Source organism: Amycolatopsis sp. NPDC047767 (assembly GCF_040704195.1).
Taxonomy (GTDB): domain Bacteria; phylum Actinomycetota; class Actinomycetes; order Mycobacteriales; family Pseudonocardiaceae; genus Amycolatopsis.
On record NZ_JBEYSJ010000002.1, the window covers coordinates 383,645 to 406,681 of the forward strand.

Genomic DNA, 23,037 nt, shown 5'->3' on the forward strand with positions numbered 1-23,037 from the left:
GGAAGCCGGGCACTGCCTCACACCTGACCGGACCGTTCGATCGCCCGGTAACCCCGCAGCACCAGCGACCGGCTGACCGCGGCGGCGAGCGGCGCGTCGCGGTCGGCGTAGGCGTTGACGAGGCGCTCGTGGTCGGCGACCGAGTGCAGCAGCCGGCCCGGCAGCGACAGGCTCAGGTGCCGGAAGCGGTGCATCTGCAGGCCCAGCGAGCTCAGCCGCCGCTGCAGCTCGCCGTTCTGCGAGAGGCTCGCCTCGGCGTTGCGGAAGCCGACGTTGTGCCAGAAGTAGCCGTGGACGTCGCCGCGTTCGGCGTCGTCGGCCAGCACCTTCTGCCAGGCCCGCAGGCCGTCGATCTCCTCGTCCGTGGCGCGGGCGACCACCAGCTCGCTGACCAGCCCGTAGAGGCTGCCCCGGATCTCGTAGATCTCCCGCACCTGCCGCATGTCCACCGGCGAGACGTACGGCCGCCGCCGCGGCGGCACGATCACCAGCGACTCCCGTTCCAGCAGGAGCAGCGCCTCCCGCACCGGGGTGCGGGAGGTGCTGAACCGCCGGGCCAGCTCGGCCGAGTTGACCTCGTGGCCGGGCCGGAGCCTGCCCTCCACGATGCTCGTGGCGAGCTCGCGGAAGATCGTGAACGCGAGCGACGAGTCGCCGTCGGACCCGCGCAACGCGCTGAACAACAGCTCCTTCCGCAGGTCCTCGACGCCCGCGTCGGTCACTAGCCGAGCACCTCGGGCCAGCGCCTGGTCACCGAAGCGACCAGGTCCTCGGTCGACTCGGCCACCGCCGGGAAGTCCGCGAGCCGCTCGAACGGCCGGCACGCGTCGATCACCGCGCGGCTGTTGAACGCGATCTCGCCCGGCAGCGTGAGCGGGTCGACCCGGCTGCCCCACGTCCGCTTCATGACCTCGATGTCGAGCTCGGGGTTGGTGCGCCCGCACATCGCCCACACGACCTCGCCGAGGTCGCGCGGGTTCACGTCGTGGTCCACCACCACCGTGAAGCGGTTCATGTACGCGGCGTTCGGCAGCTGCGCCGTGAGGTACGCGGCCTGGCGCGCGTGCCCCGGGTACTTCTGCTCGATCGCCACGATCAGCAGCGAACGCCCGCCGCCGGCCTCGTGCGCCCACACCCCGCGCACGCCGGGCAGCCCGGTCTTGCGCAGCGAGTCGGTGATGATCGCGGACTTCATCACCGTGCGCATGTACGAGTAGTCGTGCGGCGGCTTGCCCGGAGGCGCCCCGAGCAGGATCGGGTCGTCGCGGTAGTAGACCTTCTCGATGTCGATCGCGAGGATCGGGTCCTTCGAACCTGAGTAGTACCCGGTCCACTCGCCGAACGGGCCCTCCGGCCGGGTGTCGGCCGGACGCACCCAGCCCTCGATCGCGATCTCCGCGTCGTGCGGCAGCGGCAGACCCGTGGCCAGGCCCGCGATCGTGCGCACCGGGGAGCCGGTCATCGCGCCCACGTAGTCGTACTCCGACACGTCGCCGGGCACCTCGACGCCGGCCGCCACCAGGTAGGCCGGGTGGTGCCCGAGCGACGCGGCGATGGGCGCGCGGCCCTCGGCCTCGAACCAGCGGCGCAGGTGCTGCGCGCCGTGCTTGCCGGCCTCGATGTTGACGGTCGCCGAGCGGCCCTCGTCCTGCACCTGCATGCGGTAGGCGCCGAGGTTGATCCGGCCGGTGTCGTAGTCGCGCGTGACCACGGCGCAGCCCGTGCCGATGTAGCGCCCGCCGTCGCCCTCGTGCCAGCGCGGCACGGGGAACTTCAGCAGGTCCACCTCGTCGTCCACATGGGACAGCAGCGGGCCGTCGGTCACCGTGACCGCACGGAACTCGGACGCGTTGGCCGCCCACTCGCCCGGCTTCACCGCGAGGGTCTCCATGAGGTCCTCGTCGGTGTTGTCCCAGCCGAGGCCGAGCACGGAGCCGAGCAGCCGCGGGTTGCTGACCGAGCCGGACAGCACCCGCGAGCCCGCGGTGTAGTCCTTGATGGAGTCGAACAGCATCGCCTTCGGCTTGCTGCGCCGGTAGTTGACCTGCGAGAGCGCGCCGATCTCCAGCTCCCAGTGGGCGCCCTCGATCGGCTGGACCTCGCCTTCGCGCTCGGCTTCGGCGAGCCAGCGCCGCAGGTCGGGACCGGTGTCGTTCATGCTGCTCCTCGTCGCGAGTCGGCCTGGAGGTACTCGGTGGCCGCGTCGGCGGTGATCACGTCGGCGTACTTCTGGTTGAGGTCGAACAGGCTCATCCAGTGCGACGACTCGAACCGGTCGAAGCACAGGTCGCCGACCACACCCACGCGGTAGCCGCGGCTGCACGCGTCGACCACGGTCGAGCGCACGCAGCCGCTGGTGGCCTCGCCGACCACGAGCAGCGTGTCGTAGCCCCCCGCCCGGAGGATGGTGTCGAGCGGGGTCTCGAAGAAGCAGCTCGGGCCGATCTTCCGCAGCACGATGTCCCCGTCGGCCGGGGCCACCTCCGCGACGATGGCGTTGCCGTCCACCGCACGCGGCTTCGGCGCGAGCGCCGGAGCCGGCTTGCGGTTCCAGCGCCCGAATTCCGGTGGCGTGGCGTGGAAGTACGCCACGCGCACACCCGCGTCCCGGGCCGCCCGCAGGAACGGCGCCGTGCGGTCGACGACCTCCCAGCCGGCGTCGCCGCACGAGCTGGGCCAGTCGGCGACCGACTCCACGATGTCGGCGCGCGGCAGGCCGAGCGCCGCGTAGTAGAGGTCGACGGCGACCACGAGCGGGCGCGAGCCGAGACCGAACGGCACCTGCTTGGCCCACGACGTCGCCGAGAGGACGGCCCGGTCGCGCTCGGTCAGGTAGGGCGCCCAGCCGTCCTCGAACACGGCGGCCGCGGTCCGGGGCACACTCATGCCGCCGCCAGCGTGCTGTCGATGTACTTCGTGACGTCCGCCGGCGGAGTCGACTTCGCGTTGTGCGCCGCTTCGTCGAACGCCTGCTTGATCACCTTGGGGTCCACCTCGGGCGTCTGCGACCACACGGTGAGGAAGAAGTCGTACGCGTAGTTGGCCAGGTCGTCGCTCTGCACCCCGCTGTACTTCTTGATCGCCTTCACGGTCTCGGGCTTGTGCGAGCGCAAGTACTGCAGCGACTCGGCTTCCGCGGCGTAGAACCGCTTCACCGCTTCGCGGTTGTTCTGCAGGAACTTGTTCTGCACGGTGTACGCGCCGAGCGGGAATTGCAGGTCGGCCAGCGAAGCCAGGCGGTGCGCGCCCTTTTCGCGGCTCTGCGTGCCGTTCGGCGGCTGGGTCAGCAGCGCGGACACCGCGCCACTGCCGAGCGCGGCGACCTCGGCGGGCACGCTCTTCACGAACACCGCCTGCACGTCTTCGCGCTTCATGCCGTTGGCCTCGAGCAGGTCGGTCAGCCCGAAGTCGCTCTGCGACCCCGGCGAGGAGATCGCGACCTTCTTGCCCTTGAGGTCCTTGATCGTCTTGATGTCGGGGCTGGCCCACATCTCGAGGTTGTAGTGCGGCTCCGACATCGCGACGTACTTGAGGTCGGAGCCCTTCATGATCGCGGCAGCGGAGTCCGCGGCGACGCCGACCCCGATGTTCACGCTGTTGCTCGACAGCGCGGCGACGAGCTGCGAGCTGTCGTTGAGCCGGCTGAGCGTGACCTTGAGGCCGTGCTTGGCGAAGATGCCTTCGTCCTGTGCCACGTACAGGTCCGAGTACCCCGCGCCCAGCGCGGTGTAGCCGATGGTGATCGGCAGGGCGCCGTTGGCGTCGGCCTTGACGGGGGCGGTGCCGCCGCCCTTGGCGGCACAGCCGGTGAGGGCGAGCGCCAGCGCCGCGGCGGTCGCGACCGCCGAGAGGATCTTCTTGTTCACTGCGAACCTGCCCAGTGGGTGAAGCGGCGTTCGATCATCCGCACGGCGCCGTTGAGCAGCAGCGCGACGACGGCGAGGATGACGATGCCGGCCATGGCGTTGTCCATGTTGAAGTTCGAGGTCTGGGTCTGGACGAAGTACCCGAGGCCCTGGCTCGCGAGGAACAGCTCCGCGACGATCGCGCCGACCAGTGCGCGGCCGACGGCGAGGCGCACACCCGCGAGGATGTACGGCAGCGTCGCGGGCAGCGCGATGGCGTAGAAGAACCGCAGCCGCGGCGTGCAGAACACGGTGGCCACGCGGGTGTAGTCGCTGTCGAGGTTCCGCACGCCGGCGGTGATGTTGATGATGAGCGGCAGGATCGCGGCCCAGATGATCACCAGGATGCGCGAGACGTCGCCGATGCCGAACCAGAAGATGATGATCGGCAGGAACATCACGTACGGCACGGAGTAGAGGATGTTGACCATCGGCTCGGTCATGTCGTGCAGGATCTTGCTGCGGCCCAGCACGAGCCCGACCGGGATGCCGACCACGAACGTGATCAGCAGGCCCCACAGGAGCTCGAGGCCGGTCGCGCCGAGCGCGGGCCAGATGTCGCCCGAGCCGAACAGGTCGATCTCGGACCCGATGATGCGCGTCGGGCTGCTGCTGAAGGAGACGTCCACGATCCCGGTGGCGGTGCAGACCTGCCACAGCACCAGGACGATGACGAGCCCGGCCGCGCCGAGCAGGCCGCTACGCCTGCGCTGTACCCAGGCGGACAGTCCCCTGGGTTGCGCTGCCGCGGCCGGCCCGGGCGTGCTCGGCGGCCTGGTCAGAGTTGACGCCGTTGTCATGGTTCCTCGCTGAGTCTTCCGAAGCTGCGGATTCCGGGGCAGGGGCGGGGGTTTCGGTCTTCTCGGCCGGCTTGTGGTGCAGCGCCTCGAGGATCCGGTCGCCGTAGGCGAGGAACTCGGCGCTGCGCCGCCAGGCCGCGTCCCGGGGGCGGGGCGCGTCGATCTTGACCTCGAGGGCGACCCGGGCCGGCGACGGGGAGAACACGAGCACGCGGTCGGCCAGCAGCACCGCCTCGTTCACGTCGTGGGTCACGAACATCGCCGTCTTCTTGGCGCTGACGGTGTCCGCCTGCCAGATGCGCAGGAGCTCGTCCTGCAGGTTCTCGCGCGTCTGCGCGTCGAGCGCACCGAAGGGCTCGTCGAGCAGCAGCAGGGTGGGGTCGGTGGCCAGCGCCCGCGCGAGGTTCACGCGCTGCTTCATGCCGCCCGACAGCTCGTGCGGGTACTTGCCGGTCACGTGGGACAGGCCCACGATCTCCAGCAGCTCCTCGGCGCGGGCGCGGACCTGCGGCGTGAGCCGGCCCTGCACCTGCGGTCCGAAGAGGACGTTGTCCAGCACCGTGCGCCAGGGGTAGAGCGACGCGTGCTGGAACACCAGCGATCGTTCGGGGCCGGGTCCCTTGACGGCCTTGCCGCCCACCTCGAGCGCACCGCCGGCGACCGGGACCAGCCCGGCGACGGCTTCGAGGAACGTGGTCTTGCCGCACCCGCTGGGTCCGACGATGACCACGAACTCCTCGTCCATGATCTGGAGGTTGAGGTCGAGGACCGCCGTGGAGAACGCGTTGCCGCGCCGGGCCTTGTGGCCCAGCAGCAGGTCACGCGCGTCCAGACATACATTCGACGAGGTCATCGGCCGACCGCCACCCCAACCGGTCGGACTTCTGGGTTGCTCACTACTGCTCCTCCTTGCTGATGGCTGCACTGCTATTCGCAAGGTGTCGACACTTCGGGAGAGTCTCTGCCCCGGCCCGGGCTGTGTCAAGGGTCGCAGTGAGACGATCGCCATCATCCACCGGGAAAAAGATCTCTCCCGGTAAGGGAAATTCCTGGTCACGCAAGGGAAGCGGCGCGTCGATTCCCCTCGGTACGGATCGTCCCGTTATCGAGGTGTCATCACGAGCGAGGCCTCAACTGTCGACACTAGCCACTTCGTTCGACTGTCAGCGGGCCGCGCGGAGCAGCGCGACCGCAGTCGCGAAGGCGCCTTCGAGGTCGTGGACGAGGCCGCCGAGCACGTCGTCGATCCCGCGCAGCCCCGCGCGCTCGACGAGGGTCTTCTCGTTCGTGACCCACTCGCCCTGCGCGGCGAGCACGGCGTGCGCGGTCTGCAGCGCCGCGACGCCGACCGACGCCGCGGTCTCGGTGGTGTGCCCGCGCTCGACGTGTGCGCTCTTCGCGTAGCCGAGCGTCTGCTCCGCCGAAGCACGCCAGAACTTCGGCGCGCTCTCCCGCAACGCCGGCGGGTACTCCGGACGCGGCAGCATCCCGCGCAGCACCTCGTTGATCGCGAGCTCGGCCACCACGAGGTAACTCGGGATGCCGGCGAGGTGGAACGCGAGCGGCTCCCAGTGGAACCGCCCGGCCCGCGCCTCGGCGAGCTCGTGCTCCACCGAGCCGAGGTCGCGGTAGTGCACATCGACCCGCCGGCCGTCGATCGTGAGCCACGCGCCGCCGTTGAACACGCCACCGCCCCACTCGCCGAGCTCCGACACCTCGCCGGGATAGCCGAGCGCGCGCAGGTCACCGGGGTCGAAGGCACCGCGGTAGTAGACCGCCACGTCCCAGTCGCTGTCCGGGCCGGCGCTGCCCTGGGCGCGCGACCCGCCCAGCGCGACCGCCTCGACCCCGGGCAGTGCGCCCAGCACGTCGGCCACCTGGTCGGCAAAGATTTTCCCGTTGTTGTCCGGCATCGTCCGAACATGCCATGAACCCGGCGGATGATCGCTACGATTTCGCCACTTTCCGCACTCGACCTGGGGGTCCCCGCACATGCACCGCTTCCGCGCGCCCGTGGCGCTCGCCGCGGCCGCCACCGCGTTCGCGCTGGTCACCGCACCCGCCACCGCGGCCGCCACGCCGTTCACCTCGACGATCTTCAAGGCCACCCACAACAGCTACTCCGGCGACGTGGACGGCGCGAAGGGCTCGATCACCTACCAGCTCGACCACGGCGTGCGCTTCGTCGAGTTCGACATCCACGACAACGGCTACGCCACCGCCCACGACTACGGCATCGGGCACGGCAGCCCGGGCGACCTCGTCGACCACGCCGGCAACCCCGCGTCGAACAACCTGCGCGACTGGCTCGCCGTGGTGAACACCTGGTCGGCCGCGCACCCCACGGCCGCGCCGATCGTGGTGATGCTCGACCTCAAGGACGACCTCACCGACAACCCGTCGTTCGCCGCCGGCAACCTGGCCGCGGTGAACCAGGAGGTGCAGACCGCCTTCGGCCCGCGCCTGCTGCTCGCCAAGGACTACCCGGCAGGCGCGACCACGGACTCCTTGCGCGGCAAGGTGCTCACACTGCTCTCGGGCGACAGCGGCACGCGCGCCGAGTACCGCCGCGACGTCGGCTACCACCCGGCGGTGGCGATCAACGGCCGCGGCCAGGTCGTGGAGGTGCACGACTCCGGCGCCGGCCCGCTCTGGTACTGGACCGGCACCTACGGCGCCGACGGTCTCGTGACGTGGAACCGCCACGGCCGCTACGACAGCGGCCAGGCCCCGGCGATCGCGCTCGACGACTCGGGCCGGCTCGTGGAGGTCCACCAGTCGCAGACCGCCACCACGCTCTGGTCGCACACGGCGCAGCTCGGCGCCGACGGCGAGCTGACCTGGTCGGCCAGCCGGCAGTACGACAACGGCGTGTCCCCCACCGTCGCCTTCACCGGCACCGGCGTGCGCGAGATCCACCGCAGCCAGTCCTCCACCCAGAACTGGCAGTGGCAGGGCACGCTCGACGCGTCCGGCGCGGTGACCTGGAGCGGCAACGCGAAGACCTCGGACGCGCTGTTCCCCAAGGCCACCGGCACGTCGGGCACCCGGCGGGTGACCGTGTCGACCGGTGCCGACGGGCCGACGCCCGCCCAGACCCTGCGCTACGCCACCGACCGCGTGAGCGGCCAGCGCGTGCGCTACCCGCAGGTCGCCTTCGACGAGTACCAGAAGGGCGACCCGGCGGAGCTGCAGCAGGACGCGCTGTTCTACGGCGCGCCCGCCACGGAGTCGGCGTTCATCACCTCGGCCCGCCAGAGCGGGCACCTGGTCCGCGGCTGGGACTTCGACTCGGCGGGGCTGGCCACGAACCCGCCGGCGAACTACGCGGCGACCAACCACCCGTGGGACGCGTGGTACCAGACGCTGACCTCGGGCGCGGCCCAGTAGCCGGGCGCCACAAGCGCGCGACGGGCCGGGCTCCCGCACCCCGACGGTGGGAGCCCGGCCCTGTCCCCGCAAGTGCCCACGCCGATCACCGTCCCTGGCGGGCGTCTCGGCTCGCCGTGACCGGCGCCGCACCACGTTCCCGGCGTTGCCCGGTGGTCCGCGCCAAGCGGAAAAGGCGGAAAATCAGTGCGGCAGCGCCACCTGCCGCGCCATCGCCGGCCGCGGAACTTCGCGTTCCGTGGCCGCGCGAAGCGTTGTCCGTTCAGACGCAAGCCTTTCCGGCGCGCGTTCGCTCGCCTCGACTCTCGCCGGGGTCCGCGTGCAATGCTGCTCGAACCGCTCCATCAACACGGCGGCGACCATCAGGACCACGGGTGTACCCAGCGCGAACCACATGCATCCTGAGGTACCCAGCCGCGCCGCGACCGAACCGGCTTCTGCCCCGTCCGGGGGATTCGCGTTACCGGGCAAGGAAAACGGTGTTCACGCTGCCGATCTTCGCCGCCCGGGTCATGATCGACCGGTGAGCGGGCGGCGGGCAGCGAACTTCGGCATCTGGTTCTTCGGCGCACTGGGCGGGATCCTGTGGGGCTACGACACCGGGGTCATCTCCGGCGCGTTGCTCTACATCGGCCGCGACATCCCGTTGAGCCCCATCGTGCAGGGCATGGTCGTCTCCGGGCTGCTGGCCGGGTCGATGGCGGGCGCGGGCCTCGCGGGCCGGCTGGCCGACTCGCTGGGCCGGCGCCGGATGATCCTCGGCTCCGGGGTGGTGTTCATCGTCGGCACGGTCGGCGCCGCCCTGTCGGGCGCGGCGCCGATGCTCGTGGCCTTCCGGTTCGTGATGGGCATCGGCGTGGGGATCGCGTCGGTGGTGGTGCCGATGTACCTGTCGGAGCTCGCGCCGAAGGAAGTGCGCGGCAAGCTCACCTCGCTGATGCAGCTGCTGGTCACCGTCGGGATCCTGGTCGCCTACATCGCCGACTACGCGCTGTCGGGCTGGGGCGCGTGGCGGTGGATGATCGGGCTGGGCGTGGTGCCGGCCGTGCTGCTCGTCGCCGGGATCTACACGCAGCCCGAGAGCCCGCGCTGGCTCGCGGTCAACAAGCACGACGAACGCACGGCCCGCACGGTGCTCACGCGCCTGCGCGGCAGCGAGGACGCCGCCGACGCCGAGCTGGCCGACATCCGCGCCGGCGCCCGCGACGAAGCCGAACGCGCGGAACCCCTGCGGCTGCGGATGCTCGCGGGCGGCCGGCTGCGGAAGGTGTTCACGGTCGGGATGCTGCTCGTGTTCTTCCAGAACTTCGTGGGCATCAACACGATCATCTACTACGCGCCCACCCTGCTGACCAACGTCGGGTTCGGCTCGTCCGGGGCGATCCTCGCCAACGTGGGCATCGGCGCGGTGAACATGCTCATGACGCTGCCCGCGATGCGGCTGATCGACCGCGCGGGCCGGCGGCCGCTGCTGCTCGTGGGCGCGCTCGGCATGTGCGCGGCGATGGTGCTGCTGGCCGTGGTCAACCTCGGCGGGATGACGAAGGGACCGCTGCTGCTCGGGCTGACGCTGGCCGGGATCGCGGTGTACGTCGCGTCGTTCTCGGTGTCGTGGGGCCCGGTGCAGTGGGTCGCGCTGCCGGAGCTGTTCCCGTTGCGGATCCGTGCGGCGGCCGTGAGTGTCTGCGTGGTCTTCAACTGGCTGTTCAACCTCGCGGTCGCGCTCGTGTTCCCGCCGCTGCTGGACGCCTTCGGCGCCGGGCTGAACTTCCTGTTCTTCGCCGTGATGACGGCGCTCGCGTTCCTCTTCGTGTGGCGGCTGATGCCGGAGACGAAGGGTCGCAGCCTCGAGGACCTCGAACGCGAGCTCGTGGGTGCGTAAGCTGATCGGGTGCGGACACGACCGACCCTGACCTGGACCGGCACGGGTGAACCGCTCCCGCGCACCGGAAGCGTCGCCGAAGTGGCCGAGGTCGTCTCCCGCGGCCGCGTGGTGGTGCTGAGCGGGGCCGGGATCTCCACCGAGTCCGGCATTCCCGACTATCGCGGCGAGTCCGGCAGCCTGCGCCGGCACACCCCGATGACCTACGACGAGTTCACGACCAGCGCCGAGGGCCGCCGCCGCTACTGGGCCCGCAGCCACCTGGGCTGGCGCACCATCGCGCGCGCCGAACCCAACTCCGGGCACCACGCCGTCGCGGCCCTGCGCGAAGCGGGCCTGCTGTCCGGCGTCATCACGCAGAACGTCGACGGCCTGCACCGCGCGGCGGGCACGCGCGGCGTGGTGGAGCTGCACGGCAACCTCGACCGCGTGATCTGCCTCGGCTGCCGCCGCACCACGCCGCGCGAAGAGCTCGACGACCGCCTGCGCGCGGCCAACCCGGACTTCGGCGGCACCGCCACCCGCATCAACCCCGACGGCGACGTCGAGCTCGCCGAGGAATCCGTGCGCACGTTCACGCTCGTCGGCTGCACCGCGTGCGCCGGCGTGCTCAAGCCCGACGTGGTGTTCTTCGGCGAGAACGTGCCCCGCGCCCGGGTCGAGCGCTGTTACCGCCTGGTCGACGAGGCCTCGGCGGTGCTGGTCCTGGGCTCGTCGCTCACGGTCATGTCCGGCCTGCGCTTCGTCCGCCACGCCGCGAAAACCGGCAAACCCGTCCTGATCGTCAACCGCGGCCAGACCCGCGGCGACGCCCACGCGCGGGTTCGCGTCGACCTGCCGCTGGGCGAGGCGCTGACCGACCTGGTCGACCTGGTCGACCGCGTCGGCCGCCCCGCGCGCCTCGCCTGACGCGGGCCTACCGCAACCCGCGCGCGCCGGCCCACGCGGAGATCGACGCGGCCAGCTCGGCCGGCCGGTCCTCCGGCGTGTGGTGCCCCGCCGGGACCGCGTGGTGCGCGTGGTCGAGCCCGGCGACGGTGTCGGCACACCACCTCTGCAGCTGCGGCCCCAGCATCACCCCGGGGCCGGGTTCGAACGTCACGAGCAGCTTCGGCACGTCGGCGCTCGCGGCGAGCCACTCGTCGTAGCGCTCGATCCGGGCGACAACGTCGGCGGGTTCGCCGTCGAGCGGCATCGCGCGCGGCCACTGCAGCAGCGGCAGCCGGCTCTCCCGGGTCGGATACGGCCGCAGGTACTCCCGCAAGTCCGCCGGCGCGAGCGCGCGGGACACCGAGCCGGGCAGCAGCTCGCGCAGGAACACGTTGTCGTCGAGCACCATCCGCTCGCCTTCGCCCGGGGTCTTGAGCGCCCGGAACAGTTCCCGGCCCGCGGCCGGGAACTCCGCCCACGTCAGGGGTTTCACGATCGTCTCGGTGAACGCGACCCCGCGCACGCGGCCCGGGTGGCGCGCCGCGAAGTCGAACGCGAGCGCGCCGCCCCAGTCGTGGCCGACGAGCACCACGTCGTCGAGGCCCAGGGCGTCGAACCACGCGTCGAGGTGGCGGGCGTGGTCGTCGAACCCGTACGCCAGCGGCGGTTTTCCCGAATCGCCCATGCCGATCAGGTCGGGCGCGAGCAGGCGCCCGCCCCCGGCCGCGGGCAGTACGTGCCGCCAGAGATAGGAGGACGTCGGGTTGCCGTGCAGGAACACGAACGGCGCGCCGTGGCCGGTTTCGCGGTGGTACACGGTCGAACCCAGCACAGCAGTGGTCGGCATGTCCGCCCGTCCCTCAGCGGAACGCGGCGACGGAACCCGCCACCCACTCGGCGAACGTCCGGGCCGGGTGGCCCAGCACCCGCTGCACGTCGGGGCTCACCCGGCGTTCCGCGGGCAGCGGCGAACCCAGTACACCCAGCGTCGCCTCGACGATCGGCGGCGGCATGAACTCCAGCATCCGCGCGCGGGCCTCGTCCGGCGTCTGCTCGGCGAACCGGACGGGCTCGCCGAGCGCGGCGCCGATCGCCGCCGCCCGCTCGCGCGGGGTCAGGGCCTCCGGACCGGTCACGTCGTACTCGGCGCCGTCGTGCGAGTCGTCCAGCAACGCCGCGGCGGCGACCGCCGCGATGTCCGCCGGGTCGACGAACGGGAGCGCCACGTCACCGAACGGAGCTTCGACGAGCCGTGAAGCCCGGACCGAAGGCGCCCATCCCAGGGTGTTGGTCGTGAACCCGCTCGGCCGCAGGATCGTCGCCGCCGGCACCGCCGAGCGCACGGCCTGTTCGTACGCCGTGAAAAACGCGTAAGCCTCCGGCCGGGTGGCCACGCCCTGCGAGGAAAGCAGCACGAGCCGCCGCACTCCCCCGGCCTTCGCGACGTCGGCCAGCTCCGCCGGAGCCGGCCCGCCCGGGAACAGGAACAGCGTGTGCGCCCCGGCCAGCACCTCGCGCAGGGAATCGGGCGCGGCCAGGTCCGCCACCTGGTGCGTCACGCCGTCGGGCAGGTCGGCCGGCGCCGTCCGCGACACCGCCGTCACCGGTGCCCCCGCGGCCGCCAGTGCCGCCACCAGCGGACGGCCGATGTTGCCCGTCGCCCCCGTCACCACGATCATCTTCGTTACCCCAATCTTACGATCCACAGTGGTCACGAAGGTGCCGTGCGCGTCCCCCGGCCGGAAGGACGCACCTTTAAGTAAGCTCACGACATGGAGGAATGGACGCAGTTCGCGGGCCGGTCGACCCGTGACGGGTATGAGGTGTTTCACACCGACTGCCCGGCGCGGACGGTGCTCGACCACGTCACCAGCCGCTGGGGCGTGTGGGTGCTGATCGCCTTGCGGGAGCGGGAACTGCGGTTCTTCGAGCTCCGCCGCAGCATCGAAGGCGTGAGCGAGAAGATGCTGGCGCAGACGCTGCGCACCCTCGTGCGCGACGGCCTCGTGTGGCGCCGGGTCGAGCCCACCACGCCGCCGCAGGTCAGCTACGGCCTCACGCCGCTCGGCCGCGGCACCGGCGACCAGCTGTCGACGCTCTTCTCCTGGCTGCGCGACCACGCCGTCGACATCCTCGCCACGCAGTCCGGGTACGACGAGTCCGGCGGCCGGCAGAGCGCGTAGGCATGGCGGAGGAAGAACCCGGGGGCACGGCTGTCCCGAGGACCGGTCACGCCCGGCGCACGTTCCTGCTCGGCGCCGGTGCCGCCATCGCCGCCTCCGGCGCGCTGTCGGCCGCGTTGCACCACCCCGAGCCGGTGGAAGCGACGAGCGGGTTCGGCGCCGACTGGCTGTTCGGCCCGTTCGTGCCCGGCTGCACCGAAGCGGACTTCGACGACCGGTCCATGACGCTCATGTCGGTGCCCCACTGCGTCACGCCGTTGTCGTGGGAGGGCTGGCACCCGAACGACTGGCAGCACCTGTGGGTGTACCGCCAGCACTTCTTCGTGCCGCCGCAGCTGCGCAAGAACCGCGCGTTCCTCCGGTTCGACGGGGTTCTCAGCGCCACCACCGTGTTCCTCAACGGCCGGCGCGTCGCCTCGCAGAGCGGCGGGTACCTGCCGCTCACGTGCGAGGTCACCGGGCTGCTCACCGACTCGGACAACGTGCTGGCCGTGGCCGTCGACGGCCGCTGGCAGCAGGACACTCCCCCGGACCTGCCCGAATACCCGAACCCGACGGCCATCGACTTCTACCAGCCCGCCGGGATCTACCGCACGGTCAACCTCTACGGCACCCCACAGGCCTACCTGTCCGATGTGTACGCCCAGCAGATCGCCGTGCTCACGCCGAACCGTGCCGTGGTGGTGCACTGCACCGTCGACGCGGCGAAGGCGGTGAAGGGGCCCGTGCGGCTCACGGCGACGCTGAGCCAGGCCGGCACCGAGATCGCCACCGCGGTCACCGACATGACGGGTCTGCGCAAGGGCGAGACGAACACCACCGTCACGCTCGAAGGCCTCGACGCGGTGAAGCTGTGGGACGTCGACGAGCCCGCGATGTGCGACATCCTGGTCACGCTCTCGGTCGGCGGGCGCAAGGTCCACACCTACCCCGTGCGCACCGGACTGCGCGACGCCCAGTTCACTGTGGACGGTTTCCGCCTCAACGGCCGGCCGTTGAAGCTCTTCGGGCTCAACCGCCACCAGTGGTACCCGTTCGTCGGCGGCGCGATGCCCGAGCGCGTGCAGCGGCGCGACGCGGAGATCCTCAAGAACGAGCTCAACGTCAACATGGTGCGCTGCTCGCACTACCCGCAGTCGCCCGCGTTCCTCGACGCGTGCGACGAGCTCGGCCTCCTCGTGTGGGAGGAGCTGCCCGGCTGGGACCACGTGGGCGACACGGCGTGGCAGGAGCTCGCGGTGCGCGACGTGCACGACATGATCGTGCGCGACCGCAACCACCCGTCGATCATCGTGTGGGGCACGCGCGTGAACGAGACGCTGGGCCAGTACACGCTCTACGGCAAGACCGACCAGCTGGCCGCCGAGCTCGACCCCATGCGGCCGTGCACCGGCGCGGTCGCCGGGCAGAAGGGCTACGTCTCGCCGTTGTACCCGGTGAAGGAGAACGGCGGCGTCTTCTCGTTCAACGACTACAGCCGCCCGCCCTCGCGCAACGCGCCGCCGCCGCTGCGCCCGCCGCGCCGGGGCGTGCCGTACCTGGTGAGCGAAGCCGTCGGCACGCTCGTGGGCGCGCCGTACTTCCGGCGCACCGACGCCGCCGACGTGCAACGGGAGCAGAGCATGCTCCACGCGTGGGTGCATGAGCACGCGGCGGCCGACCCGCGCTACTGCGGTCTGATCGCGTGGTGCGGCTTCGACTACCCGTCCGGCTGGTACCACTCGCTGCGCGGGGTGAAGTACCCCGGCGTGGTCGACTTCTTCCGGATTCCCAAGCTGGGCGCGGGTTTCTACCGCGCGCAACGGGCCCCGTCGCGCGGCGCGGTGATCGAGCCCGCGTTCTACTGGGACTTCGGGCCCGGCTCTCCGCGCGGCGGACCCGGCCGCAACGCGCTGATCTGGTCGAACTGCGACCAGCTCGTGGTCACCGTCGCGGGCCGGCGGCCGGTCACCGTGCAGCCCGACCACGCGCGGTTCCCACACCTGAAGCACCCGCCGTTCGTGGTGAACCTGACCGTGACCGGGAAGGCGCGCCCGGACCTGACGATCGAGGGCCGGGTGAAGGGGCAGACGGTGCTGCGCCGCAGGTTCAGCGCCGACCCGACGTTCGACACGCTGGCCGTGGCCGCGGACGACGGCGCCATCACCGCCGACGGCCAGGACACCACGCGCGTCACGCTGCGGTCCGTGGACCGCTATGGCGCACCGCGCCCGCACGCCCGCGGGGTGCTCAGCGTCGCGGTCGACGGGCCGGGAGTCCTGATCGGCGAGCAGTTCCTGGACTTCGGCGCGCTCGGCGGCGCGGCGGCGGTGTGGATCCGCTCGATGCGCGACACGCCGGGGACGATCACCGTGACCGCGTCGCATCCGTTTCTGGACACGGGAACGGCCACGATCTCCGCGGTCTGAGCCACTCGCCGGACGCGGGTACGATCGAACCCGACGCCGGAGTGACACGAGAACGCCGGGAGGCGGCATGGCGCGGACGCTGACCCACACGGATCCGGCCGAGGTGACGTTGCAGCAGGCGCTCGACGCGCTGACCGATCCGGTGCGCCGCACGATCCTGCGCGAGCTCTCGGACGGGCCGGACTTCTCGCGCGCGTGCGGCACCTTCGACCTGCCGGTGTCGAAAGCGACGGCGAGCCACCACTTCGCGGTGCTGCGGTCCACGGGGCTGCTCGAACAGCTCGACCGCGGACCCCGCCGCTACAACCGGCTGCGCCGCTCCGAGTTCGACGCGCGCTTCCCCGGCCTGCTGGACCTGGTGCTCACCGAGCCCTGACGCCCGGCCGGGCATCCGTCCACTTCGGACTCTTCAGTCACGGGCCAGGCCGTCGAGCCACTTCAGCAGCAGCTGCGTCTCCTCGGTGCCGAGAGTGGTGTCCTCGGTGCGCAGGAGCGCGGCGAGCTGCAGGGCCGCGGTGGGCAGCGGGGCGGTCGAGCTGTCGGCCTCCTCGGTGCCGTTCTCGGGCGTGAGCAGGCTGTCGTGCACGGCGTCGCGCACGCGCCGCGACAGCTCGGGATCGGTGTAGACCTGCGGCTGGGTGACCATGTTGAGCGCGACCCCGATGTTCGCCGACATCACGCGCTGCGCGGCGGCGTCCGGGTCGACGCGCAGCCGGCCGATGGCGGCGCAGCGCACGAGCACCTCTCGCAGCAGCCGCAGCGCTTCCTGCGCGGCGCTGGGGATCTCGGTGAACGCCGGGGAGTACATCAGCCGGTAGACGGCCGGGTGCTCCTGCGCGAACGCGATGTGGGTGTCCCAGCCGTTCTTGAGGTCGGCGATCGGGTCGGTCGACGGCTCGGCCGCGCGTTTCGTGGCCAGGTAGCGGTCGAACCCGTGGTCCACGACAGCCGAGAGCAGGCCGTTCTTGTCGCCGAACAGGCGGTACAGCATCGGCGCGCCGACCCCGACCGCCTCGCACACGGCGCGCGTGGAGATGTCCCGGTCGGGCGAGGCGTCGAGCAGCTTCTCGGCGGCCTCCAGCATCTGGGTGCGGATGTCCATGCAGCCAGTGTAGCTCAGATAACTCATTCACGTAGCATTGTTACGCACGTCATAGCGTCGCTACGGTTCATCCCTATCAACGATAGGGCCGCACCCCCGGAAGGAGTGCGGCCCGGCGCGGTCACCAGGTGACCGGCACGCTCGAAACCCCGCCCGTGACGCGGTTGGAGCGGACGTCGAGGTCGTCGACGTCCACGGCCAGGCGCAGGTTCGGGAAGCGGCGGAACAGCGCACTGAACACCACGCGCAGCTCGGTGCGCGCGAGGCTCGCGCCGATGCAGAAGAACCCGCCGTAGCCGAACGCGATGTGGGAGTTGGGTTTGCGGTCCGCGTCGAACTCCTCGGGGTCGGCGAACACGCCGGCGTCACGGTTGGCCGACGACGTCGAGATCATCACGGCGTCGCCCCGCCGGATCGCGACCCCGCCGATCTCCACGTCCTCGTGGGCGTAGCGCAGCAGGCCGAGGCCGCCCGGCGCGGACATCCGCAGGATCTCCTCGACGGTGCTGTGCACGCGGCCCTCGGGGTCGGCGGCCAGCGCGTCGCGGCGCGCGAGGTCGGCGAGCAGGAACAGCACGCCGAGGTCGATGCGGTTCGACGTGGTCTCGTGGCCGGCGAAGAGCAGGCCCGCGGCCAGCCGGCCGAGGTCGTCGTCGGTGAACGTCGGATCGTCGGCCTGCGCGGCGACGAGGTCGGACACGACGTCCTGCGCCGGCTCCGCGCGCTTCTTGTCGGCCAGCTCGCCCATGTACGCGGCGAACTCGTCCATCGCGAGCTTCGCGTCGCCGCCGCTGTCGAGCACGCCGATGCGGTCGGACAGGTCGCGGAACTTGTCCCGGTCGGCGTACGGCACGCCGAGCAGCTCGCAGATCACCAGCACCGGCAAGGGGAACGACAGGAAGTCGTGCAGGTTCACGGGTTCGCCGCCCGCGGCGTCGTGCGCGGCCTCGAGCTCGTCGAGGCACCGGTCGGCGAGCTCCTGGACGTGCTCGCCGAGCTTGCGCATCCGGTTGGCAGAGAACGCCGGGACCAGCAGGCGCCGCAGCCGTGCGTGCTCGGCCTCTTCGGTCTCGTAGTCGCCCCGCGGTCCGCTCAGCAACGCGGCGTCGGACACCGCCGAGGCCTCCTCCGGCTTCGGGTGCGAACGGCCGAAGCGCGGGTCGGTGAACACCGCGCGGGCCTCCTCGAACCGCGTCACGAGCCAGGCCGGGTCGCCGGCCGGCGTCGTCACCCGCGCGATCGGGCCTTCGCGGCGCAGAACCTGGTACAGGGGCGCGATCTCGAGCACGTTCGGCCGGTCGAACGGCAGCCGTGGCGCACGCTCGGTGGTGGTCATCGGGTCTCCTCCTCGGGTGACGGTTTCCGGGCCCGCGCACGCACCGTCGCGAGCCAGCTCAGTTCCTGCTCCGCCCGGCGGCCGACCTCGGCCAGCACCAGCCGGCTCCACGGGTTCTCCTGCGCCTCGGCGAGCTTCCCCAGCCGCTCGCCCTGAGCCACGAGCGCGGTCTCCCGCGCGTCGAGCACCCGCAGCCGTTCCGCGGGCTCGAGCCAGCCGAACCCGGCGAGCCGGGAGAGGAACTCGGTCGCATCGCCGGCCAGGTCGGGCGGCAGATCCGCGAGCAGGTCGTGCAGCAGTTCACGGCCGACGTCGGTGATCGTGTAGACGTGCCGCGGCGGCTTGCCCTCCTGCGTCTCGGCGCTGCGCGTGACGGCACCGGCTTCGGCGAAGCGGCGCAGCGCCGGGTAGAGCGAGTTGTTGGACAGCGCCCGGCCGCTGGACTCCTCGACCTTCCGGCGCAGTTCGTAGCCGTGCATGGGCTGCTTGGCGAGGCTCGCGAGCAGCAGGACGTCGATCCACATCTAGGTCACCGTAACCTAGGTTATCGTGACCCACCAACGGCCGAACGAGTCACGTCGGCGGAAAATCCCCGTCAGGCGCGCAGGACGGCCGCGCCGGTGAACCGGCCCGCCGCGAGGTCCGCCAGCGCCTCGTCCGCGCGGGCCAGCGCGTACGGACGCGTGGTCACTTCGAGGTGGTGGCGGCCGGCGAAGGCGAGGAACTCCCGGGCGTCGGCTCGCGTGTTGGCCGTGACGCTGCGGAGCTGCCGCTCCTGGAACAGGTGCCGCTGGTAGTTCAGCACGGGCACGTCGGAAAGGTGGATGCCCGCGATCGCAAGCGTTCCGCCGCGGTCCAGCGCGGCCAGCGCGCCGGGCACCAGCCCGCCGGCGGGGGCGAACAGGATCGCCGAGTCGAGCGGCTCGGGCGGCGGCTCGTCGCCCGCCGAGGCGGCCCCGAGGCCGAGCGCGAGCCGCTGCGCCGCGCGGCCGCGCGTGACCACGTGGACGGTCGCGCCCCGCGCGAGAGCCACCTGCGTCGCGAGGTGCGCGCTGCCGCCGAAGCCGTACACGCCGAGGCGCCCGCCTTCGGGCACTTCGGCCCGCAGCAGCGCGCGGTAGCCGATGAGCCCGGCGCACAGCAGCGGCGCCAGCTCGTCGTCGCCGTAACCGGCGGGCAGGGGGAGGGCGTAGTCCGCCGGGACCACGGCGTACTCCGCGTAGCCGCCGTCGGCGTCCCAGCCCGTGTAAAGCGATGCGGGGCACAGGTTTTCCGTGCCCTGCAAGCAGAACTTGCACGTGCCGCACGTGTGGCGCAGCCACGCGATCCCGACGCGGTCACCGATGGCGAAGGTGCCGCTCGCGCTTTCACCGAGGGCGGCGACCTCGCCGACCACCTCGTGCCCGGGGATCACCGCCGGCCGGTGCACCGGCAGATCCCCTTCCGCCACGTGGAGATCCGTACGGCACACGCCGCACACGAGCACCCGCACGAGCAGTTCACCGGGCGCCGGTTCGGGCACCGGTCCGTTCGCGGGCGTCAGCGGCCCGGTGCCGATCGGCCCCGGCGCCGTGACGCGCCACGACCGCATGGTGGCCGGCAGTCCCGTCATCGCCGCTCCTTCGTCCGGGAACCCGAACGTACCGCGCGCGGTGCGGGGCGGCGGGCTTTCCCCGCCCCGCACCACCCGGTCGGTCAGCGGCCGCTCCACTGGAAGGTGACGGTGGCGCCGGGGCCCACGGTCGCGTCGAACGAGCGGTCACCCGAGACGACGGTGAACTTCTGCTCGGTCTTCGCGGTGTTCAGCGCGACCACGGTGGTCGAGCGGTCGGGGGTCGTGAACGCGACCGCCTCGATCGGCGTGCTGCTGCCGCTGGTGTAGACCACGGACGACGCGATGCGCACCGAGCCCGGCGGCACGAACTTCGAGAAGTGCTCGATGTCGCGGTACTGGTCGTTGTAGGTCACGGCCTTCGTCTGCGAGTTCACGGTGACGGTGCCGTTGCAGGTGCCGCAGCCGCCCAGGTGCGGGCCGTGGTTCTCGTCGAGCGCGATGTTCCAGTCGATGGAGCTGCGGCCCCAGTTGCGCATCACGCCGAGGATCGTCGACGAGTCGCCGCCCTCGCACTCGGTCATGAAGATGTCCTTGCCGGGGAACGAAGCCTTGAGCGGCGTCTGGGCGTCGGACGAACCGTAGTAGCAGTGGTAGGCGGTGCCCGCCATCCACTTCGCGGCCGGGGTGGACAGCAGGTCGTACGGGTACTCCGGCTGCGGGTCCTCACCGGCCCGCTGGTGCGAGGCGATGTCGCCGGGGTGCTCGCTCCAGTTGTGGTCGAAGCCGAGGATCTTCGTGTCGAGCCCGGCGGCGTGGATGGCGGGGCCGAGCGCCTCGATGACCTTCGCCTCCTGCTGCCACGGCAGATCGGTGCCCGGGTAGTTGTTGCGCTCCAGTGCCTGCGGCTCGTTCTGCACGGTCAGGTAGTCCACGTGCACGCCGGCGTTGCGGTAGGCCTGCAGGAACTTCACGAGGTACAGCGCGTAGGCGCGGTAGATCTTCGGCGAGTCGATGAGCTTGCCGTCGATCATCGAGCCGGACGTCTTCATCCAGCCCGGCATGCTCCACGGGCTCGCGACGATCTCCAGCTGCGGGTTGAGCTTCTTCGCCTGGCGCACGAGCGGGAGGATCTGCGCTTCGTCGTGGGCGATGGAGAAGTGCTTCATGTCGTAGTCGGTCTGCCCGGCCGGCAGGTCGTCGTAGCTGTAGTCCTGGCCGACGGCGAAGTCCGACGCGCCGATGGGCTGGCGCAGGAAGCTGATGCCCGCGCCGGCGCGCGGGTCGAAGAGGTTCTTCATGACCTCGTCGCGGTTGACCGGGGTGAGGCCGTAGAGCACCTGGGCCGACGAGTCGGTGATGGCCGCGCCGAAGCCGGACACGGTCTGGAACTTGACGCCGCCGTCGACGCGGACCGTCGTGGGTGCCGCCGCGGCCGGGCTCTGCCAGCTCAGCTGCGTGTCGACGGGCGTGGCGTCACCGGGGTTCGTGAGCCACTCGTGGACCGTCCGCGACACGGCGGCCGGCGCGGACGGGTTTGCGGCGGCGGGCGCGATCTCGGGCCCGGAGGCGGCGGTCGCCGACCCGGCCGCCACGGTCACGGCGGCCGCCGCGGCCGTCACCGAACACAGCACTCTTCGCAAGCGCGGCATGCAGATTCCTTCGTTTCACGGGGAAAACCCAGCGGACACGGCACCTGATCGGCACCGCGGGGAACCCGGGCCCGCGTTGGCGGCCGCGACCGGGGGTCCGCACCGACACAACCAAACCGCCGGCGCCGTGACAAGATCCCCGCTCCGGTTTCCCTTCGTTCAGGCGGTTTGTCCGCACGTCCGGCCCTTTCCCGTGCCACTGACCGGCAACCGCCCGCGCCGGTTCCCGTTGCCGGGCAAGGCAATTCAGCCTGCTGAACGCGGACTCGTTACGGTGGCCCGAATCAACTCACGTGAGGAGATCCCCGGTGGGAAAACTTCGCCACGGCCTGTACCTGCCGCCGTTCGGACCGTTCGGCGACCCGGCGGTGCTGGTCGAGCTCGCCGTGCGAGCCGAGGCCGCCGGCTGGGACGGGGTGTTCCTGTGGGACCACGTCGTGCCCGGCGAGCCGCCGATCGCGGACCCGTGGACCACGCTCGCCGCGATCGCCCAGGCGACGAGCACGATCCTGCTCGGCCCGATGGTCACTCCCCCGGCGCGGCGCCGGCCGTGGGTGCTCGCCCGCCAGGCCTCCACCGTCAGCCGCCTCTCGCGCGGGCGGCTCGTCCTGGGTACCGGCCTCGGCTCTGACGAGACCGGCGACTTCAGCCGCTTCGGCGAGCCCCTCGGCCCCCGCTCGGCGAAGTTCGACGAGGCCTTGGCGATCATGCGCGCCGTCTGGTCGGGCGCCGAGGTGCACCACCGCGGCACCCACTTCCACGTCGACCTCGACGCCGGCGCACCCGAGCCCCACCCCATCCCCGTCTGGACCGCCCTGTCCACCGACCACCCGCGCGTCCTCGCCCGCGCCACCAGGGGCGACGGCATCTTCCCCCTCGCCGGCCCCCACCCGCCGGCACCGGACGAGCTGGCCCGCCTGGTCACCGCCACGCGCCCACCGGGCCGCCCCTTCGCCGTCGCGGTGGCCGGCAACGCCAGCCCCGCCTGGGACCACCCCTCACCGGTCGACCTAGGCGCACTGACCGAGGCGGGCCTGACGTGGTGGCTCGAATCGCTCATCCACTTCGACCCCCTCGACCTCTCCATGACGGTCGTCGACGCCGGGCCGCCACGCCGCTGAGACCTCCAGCCGAACGCGACCACGCATTCGACACCGGAGCCCCCGGCCCACAGTCGCAACGAGGCCACCATCGACCCCGGCACGTTCACCACGCCGCCCCCGGGCCCCGCACCGTCGTCGACGCCGAGCACCCCGGCCGGCAACCTGGCGCTCTCACCAAAGCCGACCGCGCTCTCGACCTCTCGATGGCGGTCGTCGACGCCGGGCCGCCACGCCGGTGAGGGCGTGGCCTGCCCGGGTGGGCCGGGGCTGATACTTTCGGGACGACCACGGTTGAGCACCCAGCCGTCACCAGACCGTGTCCCGGCTCGAGGCCGGGCACCGGGCCTGCTGTCAGCGGCTGTCTGGCGGGCCCGTGACCGCGGAGGGAACCTGTCGTGACCGACGACCTCAGAGCGGCCGGCGCGCGGCGCCTGCCCACGCTCGACATCACCACCACGACCGCCGGCGGCACGACGGTGGTCACCGCCGCCGGGGAGATCGACACGGCTGTGTCGGACGCGTTGCGAGACCAGCTCGTCGCGGCCCTCGAAGCGCGCCCCGGCGTGCTCGTCGTGGATCTGTCCGAAGTGCCGTTCTGCGACTCCAGCGGCCTGTCGGTGCTGATCGACGTGCGGGGCCGCGCGACCGAGGCCGGGATCCCGTTCCGCATCGTGACGCAGCAGCGCGGCCTGCTGCGGCCGATCGGGCTGCTGCACCTCGACTCGGTGCTGGAGATCCACCCGGACCTGGAGGCGGCCACGTCGTAGTGCGAGGCCGCCGCGGCGGGCCTAATG

Annotated in this window: 23 protein-coding genes; 8 read left to right on the forward strand and 15 right to left on the reverse strand. The window is 71.7% G+C overall.

Annotation, left to right across the window (positions count from 1 at the left end):
• Positions 1-17: 17 nt before the first annotated feature.
• The 7 genes from AB0878_RS04975 to AB0878_RS05005 form a co-directional block, all read right to left on the reverse strand.
• The gene (locus tag AB0878_RS04975) at positions 18-722 is read right to left on the reverse strand and encodes a GntR family transcriptional regulator (protein ID WP_220241180.1); all 705 of its coding nucleotides are present in this window, start codon (positions 720-722) and stop codon (positions 18-20) included.
• The gene (locus AB0878_RS04980) at positions 722-2,158 is read right to left on the reverse strand and encodes a UbiD family decarboxylase (RefSeq protein ID WP_366576605.1); all 1,437 of its coding nucleotides are present in this window, start codon (positions 2,156-2,158) and stop codon (positions 722-724) included. The genes AB0878_RS04975 and AB0878_RS04980 overlap by 1 nt, the downstream gene beginning before the upstream one ends.
• Complete coding sequence (locus AB0878_RS04985) at positions 2,155-2,886, reverse strand: isochorismatase family protein (protein ID WP_366576607.1); 732 nt, start codon at positions 2,884-2,886, stop codon at positions 2,155-2,157. The genes AB0878_RS04980 and AB0878_RS04985 overlap by 4 nt, the downstream gene beginning before the upstream one ends.
• Positions 2,883-3,866: an ABC transporter substrate-binding protein gene (locus tag AB0878_RS04990; RefSeq protein WP_366576609.1), complete on the reverse strand. Its 984-nt coding sequence runs from the start codon at positions 3,864-3,866 to the stop codon at positions 2,883-2,885. Before AB0878_RS04990 ends, AB0878_RS04985 begins: the two co-directional genes overlap by 4 nt.
• Positions 3,863-4,705 carry an ABC transporter permease gene (locus tag AB0878_RS04995; RefSeq protein ID WP_366576611.1) on the reverse strand — a complete coding sequence of 281 codons (843 nt, stop codon included), beginning with the start codon at positions 4,703-4,705 and terminating at the stop codon, positions 3,863-3,865. The genes AB0878_RS04990 and AB0878_RS04995 overlap by 4 nt, the downstream gene beginning before the upstream one ends.
• Positions 4,605-5,558, reverse strand: a complete 954-nt coding sequence (locus AB0878_RS05000; RefSeq protein WP_366576613.1) for an ABC transporter ATP-binding protein — start codon at positions 5,556-5,558, stop codon at positions 4,605-4,607. The genes AB0878_RS04995 and AB0878_RS05000 overlap by 101 nt, the downstream gene beginning before the upstream one ends.
• 310 nt (positions 5,559-5,868) lie before the next feature.
• Positions 5,869-6,618: a nucleotidyltransferase domain-containing protein gene (locus tag AB0878_RS05005; protein ID WP_366576615.1), complete on the reverse strand. Its 750-nt coding sequence runs from the start codon at positions 6,616-6,618 to the stop codon at positions 5,869-5,871.
• Positions 6,619-6,697: 79 nt separating this feature from the next.
• Between AB0878_RS05005 and AB0878_RS05010 the strand changes: the two genes are divergently transcribed.
• Positions 6,698-8,095, forward strand: coding sequence for a hypothetical protein (locus AB0878_RS05010; protein WP_366576617.1), 1,398 nt, complete (start codon positions 6,698-6,700; stop codon positions 8,093-8,095).
• A gap of 183 nt (positions 8,096-8,278) precedes the next feature.
• Here the strand turns inward: AB0878_RS05010 and AB0878_RS05015 are convergent, their stop codons facing one another.
• The gene (locus AB0878_RS05015) at positions 8,279-8,491 is read right to left on the reverse strand and encodes a hypothetical protein (protein ID WP_366576619.1); all 213 of its coding nucleotides are present in this window, start codon (positions 8,489-8,491) and stop codon (positions 8,279-8,281) included.
• Between the two features lie 127 nt (positions 8,492-8,618).
• Between AB0878_RS05015 and AB0878_RS05020 the strand changes: the two genes are divergently transcribed.
• Positions 8,619-9,977 carry a sugar porter family MFS transporter gene (locus AB0878_RS05020; protein ID WP_366576621.1) on the forward strand — a complete coding sequence of 453 codons (1,359 nt, stop codon included), beginning with the start codon at positions 8,619-8,621 and terminating at the stop codon, positions 9,975-9,977.
• 9 nt (positions 9,978-9,986) lie between these two features.
• Positions 9,987-10,886: an NAD-dependent protein deacetylase gene (locus tag AB0878_RS05025; RefSeq protein ID WP_366576623.1), complete on the forward strand. Its 900-nt coding sequence runs from the start codon at positions 9,987-9,989 to the stop codon at positions 10,884-10,886.
• Positions 10,887-10,893: 7 nt separating this feature from the next.
• Here the strand turns inward: AB0878_RS05025 and AB0878_RS05030 are convergent, their stop codons facing one another.
• The gene (locus tag AB0878_RS05030) at positions 10,894-11,754 is read right to left on the reverse strand and encodes a haloalkane dehalogenase (protein WP_366576625.1); all 861 of its coding nucleotides are present in this window, start codon (positions 11,752-11,754) and stop codon (positions 10,894-10,896) included.
• A gap of 13 nt (positions 11,755-11,767) precedes the next feature.
• Positions 11,768-12,586, reverse strand: a complete 819-nt coding sequence (locus AB0878_RS05035) for an NAD(P)H-binding protein (protein WP_366576627.1) — start codon at positions 12,584-12,586, stop codon at positions 11,768-11,770.
• 93 nt (positions 12,587-12,679) lie between these two features.
• Here AB0878_RS05035 and AB0878_RS05040 point away from each other — a divergent pair, with 93 nt between their 5' ends.
• The 3 genes from AB0878_RS05040 (at position 12,680) to AB0878_RS05050 (ending at position 15,874) form a co-directional block, all read left to right on the forward strand.
• A complete protein-coding gene (locus tag AB0878_RS05040; protein WP_366576629.1) occupies positions 12,680-13,090 on the forward strand; it encodes a helix-turn-helix domain-containing protein in 411 nt (136 codons plus the stop codon).
• Between the two features lie 2 nt (positions 13,091-13,092).
• On the forward strand, positions 13,093-15,498 hold the full coding sequence (locus AB0878_RS05045; protein WP_366576631.1) for a glycoside hydrolase family 2 TIM barrel-domain containing protein: 2,406 nt from the start codon (positions 13,093-13,095) through the stop codon (positions 15,496-15,498).
• A gap of 67 nt (positions 15,499-15,565) precedes the next feature.
• The gene (locus tag AB0878_RS05050; RefSeq protein WP_220241202.1) at positions 15,566-15,874 is read left to right on the forward strand and encodes a helix-turn-helix transcriptional regulator; all 309 of its coding nucleotides are present in this window, start codon (positions 15,566-15,568) and stop codon (positions 15,872-15,874) included.
• A gap of 33 nt (positions 15,875-15,907) precedes the next feature.
• On the opposite strand, the gene AB0878_RS05055 is transcribed toward AB0878_RS05050, so the two are convergent.
• The 5 genes from AB0878_RS05055 to AB0878_RS05075 form a co-directional block, all read right to left on the reverse strand.
• Positions 15,908-16,600, reverse strand: a complete 693-nt coding sequence (locus AB0878_RS05055; RefSeq protein WP_366576633.1) for a TetR/AcrR family transcriptional regulator — start codon at positions 16,598-16,600, stop codon at positions 15,908-15,910.
• A gap of 121 nt (positions 16,601-16,721) precedes the next feature.
• Positions 16,722-17,936 carry a cytochrome P450 gene (locus tag AB0878_RS05060; protein WP_366576635.1) on the reverse strand — a complete coding sequence of 405 codons (1,215 nt, stop codon included), beginning with the start codon at positions 17,934-17,936 and terminating at the stop codon, positions 16,722-16,724.
• Positions 17,933-18,460: a PadR family transcriptional regulator gene (locus AB0878_RS05065; RefSeq protein WP_366576637.1), complete on the reverse strand. Its 528-nt coding sequence runs from the start codon at positions 18,458-18,460 to the stop codon at positions 17,933-17,935. The genes AB0878_RS05060 and AB0878_RS05065 overlap by 4 nt, the downstream gene beginning before the upstream one ends.
• Before the next feature lie 71 nt (positions 18,461-18,531).
• Positions 18,532-19,527 (reverse strand): zinc-binding alcohol dehydrogenase family protein, encoded by a 996-nt coding sequence (locus tag AB0878_RS05070; protein ID WP_366576998.1) that lies wholly within the window; start codon positions 19,525-19,527, stop codon positions 18,532-18,534.
• Positions 19,528-19,631: 104 nt separating this feature from the next.
• Positions 19,632-21,140, reverse strand: a complete 1,509-nt coding sequence (locus tag AB0878_RS05075) for a glycoside hydrolase family 30 beta sandwich domain-containing protein (protein WP_366576639.1) — start codon at positions 21,138-21,140, stop codon at positions 19,632-19,634.
• Between the two features lie 308 nt (positions 21,141-21,448).
• Here AB0878_RS05075 and AB0878_RS05080 point away from each other — a divergent pair, with 308 nt between their 5' ends.
• Together AB0878_RS05080 and AB0878_RS05085 are read left to right on the forward strand one after the other, a co-directional pair.
• A complete protein-coding gene (locus AB0878_RS05080) occupies positions 21,449-22,261 on the forward strand; it encodes an LLM class flavin-dependent oxidoreductase (RefSeq protein ID WP_366576641.1) in 813 nt (270 codons plus the stop codon).
• Positions 22,262-22,638: 377 nt separating this feature from the next.
• The gene (locus AB0878_RS05085; protein ID WP_366576643.1) at positions 22,639-23,010 is read left to right on the forward strand and encodes an STAS domain-containing protein; all 372 of its coding nucleotides are present in this window, start codon (positions 22,639-22,641) and stop codon (positions 23,008-23,010) included.
• Positions 23,011-23,037: the final 27 nt, after the last annotated feature.

Coding starts and splice junctions, on each gene's coding strand:
- AB0878_RS04980 (WP_366576605.1), bottom strand. CDS start 2,158: ATGAACGACACCGGTCCCGACCTGCGGCGCTGGCTCGCCGAAGCCGAG.
- AB0878_RS05055 (WP_366576633.1), bottom strand. CDS start 16,600: ATGGACATCCGCACCCAGATGCTGGAGGCCGCCGAGAAGCTGCTCGAC.
- AB0878_RS05010 (WP_366576617.1), top strand. CDS start 6,698: ATGCACCGCTTCCGCGCGCCCGTGGCGCTCGCCGCGGCCGCCACCGCG.
- AB0878_RS05050 (WP_220241202.1), top strand. CDS start 15,566: ATGGCGCGGACGCTGACCCACACGGATCCGGCCGAGGTGACGTTGCAG.
- AB0878_RS05070 (WP_366576998.1), bottom strand. CDS start 19,527: ATGCGGTCGTGGCGCGTCACGGCGCCGGGGCCGATCGGCACCGGGCCG.
- AB0878_RS05000 (WP_366576613.1), bottom strand. CDS start 5,558: ATGACCTCGTCGAATGTATGTCTGGACGCGCGTGACCTGCTGCTGGGC.
- AB0878_RS05040 (WP_366576629.1), top strand. CDS start 12,680: ATGGAGGAATGGACGCAGTTCGCGGGCCGGTCGACCCGTGACGGGTAT.
- AB0878_RS04995 (WP_366576611.1), bottom strand. CDS start 4,705: ATGACAACGGCGTCAACTCTGACCAGGCCGCCGAGCACGCCCGGGCCG.
- AB0878_RS05035 (WP_366576627.1), bottom strand. CDS start 12,586: ATGATCGTGGTGACGGGGGCGACGGGCAACATCGGCCGTCCGCTGGTG.
- AB0878_RS05075 (WP_366576639.1), bottom strand. CDS start 21,140: ATGCCGCGCTTGCGAAGAGTGCTGTGTTCGGTGACGGCCGCGGCGGCC.
- AB0878_RS05015 (WP_366576619.1), bottom strand. CDS start 8,491: ATGTGGTTCGCGCTGGGTACACCCGTGGTCCTGATGGTCGCCGCCGTG.
- AB0878_RS04985 (WP_366576607.1), bottom strand. CDS start 2,886: ATGAGTGTGCCCCGGACCGCGGCCGCCGTGTTCGAGGACGGCTGGGCG.
- AB0878_RS05045 (WP_366576631.1), top strand. CDS start 13,093: ATGGCGGAGGAAGAACCCGGGGGCACGGCTGTCCCGAGGACCGGTCAC.
- AB0878_RS05005 (WP_366576615.1), bottom strand. CDS start 6,618: ATGCCGGACAACAACGGGAAAATCTTTGCCGACCAGGTGGCCGACGTG.
- AB0878_RS05060 (WP_366576635.1), bottom strand. CDS start 17,936: ATGACCACCACCGAGCGTGCGCCACGGCTGCCGTTCGACCGGCCGAAC.
- AB0878_RS05030 (WP_366576625.1), bottom strand. CDS start 11,754: ATGCCGACCACTGCTGTGCTGGGTTCGACCGTGTACCACCGCGAAACC.
- AB0878_RS05065 (WP_366576637.1), bottom strand. CDS start 18,460: ATGTGGATCGACGTCCTGCTGCTCGCGAGCCTCGCCAAGCAGCCCATG.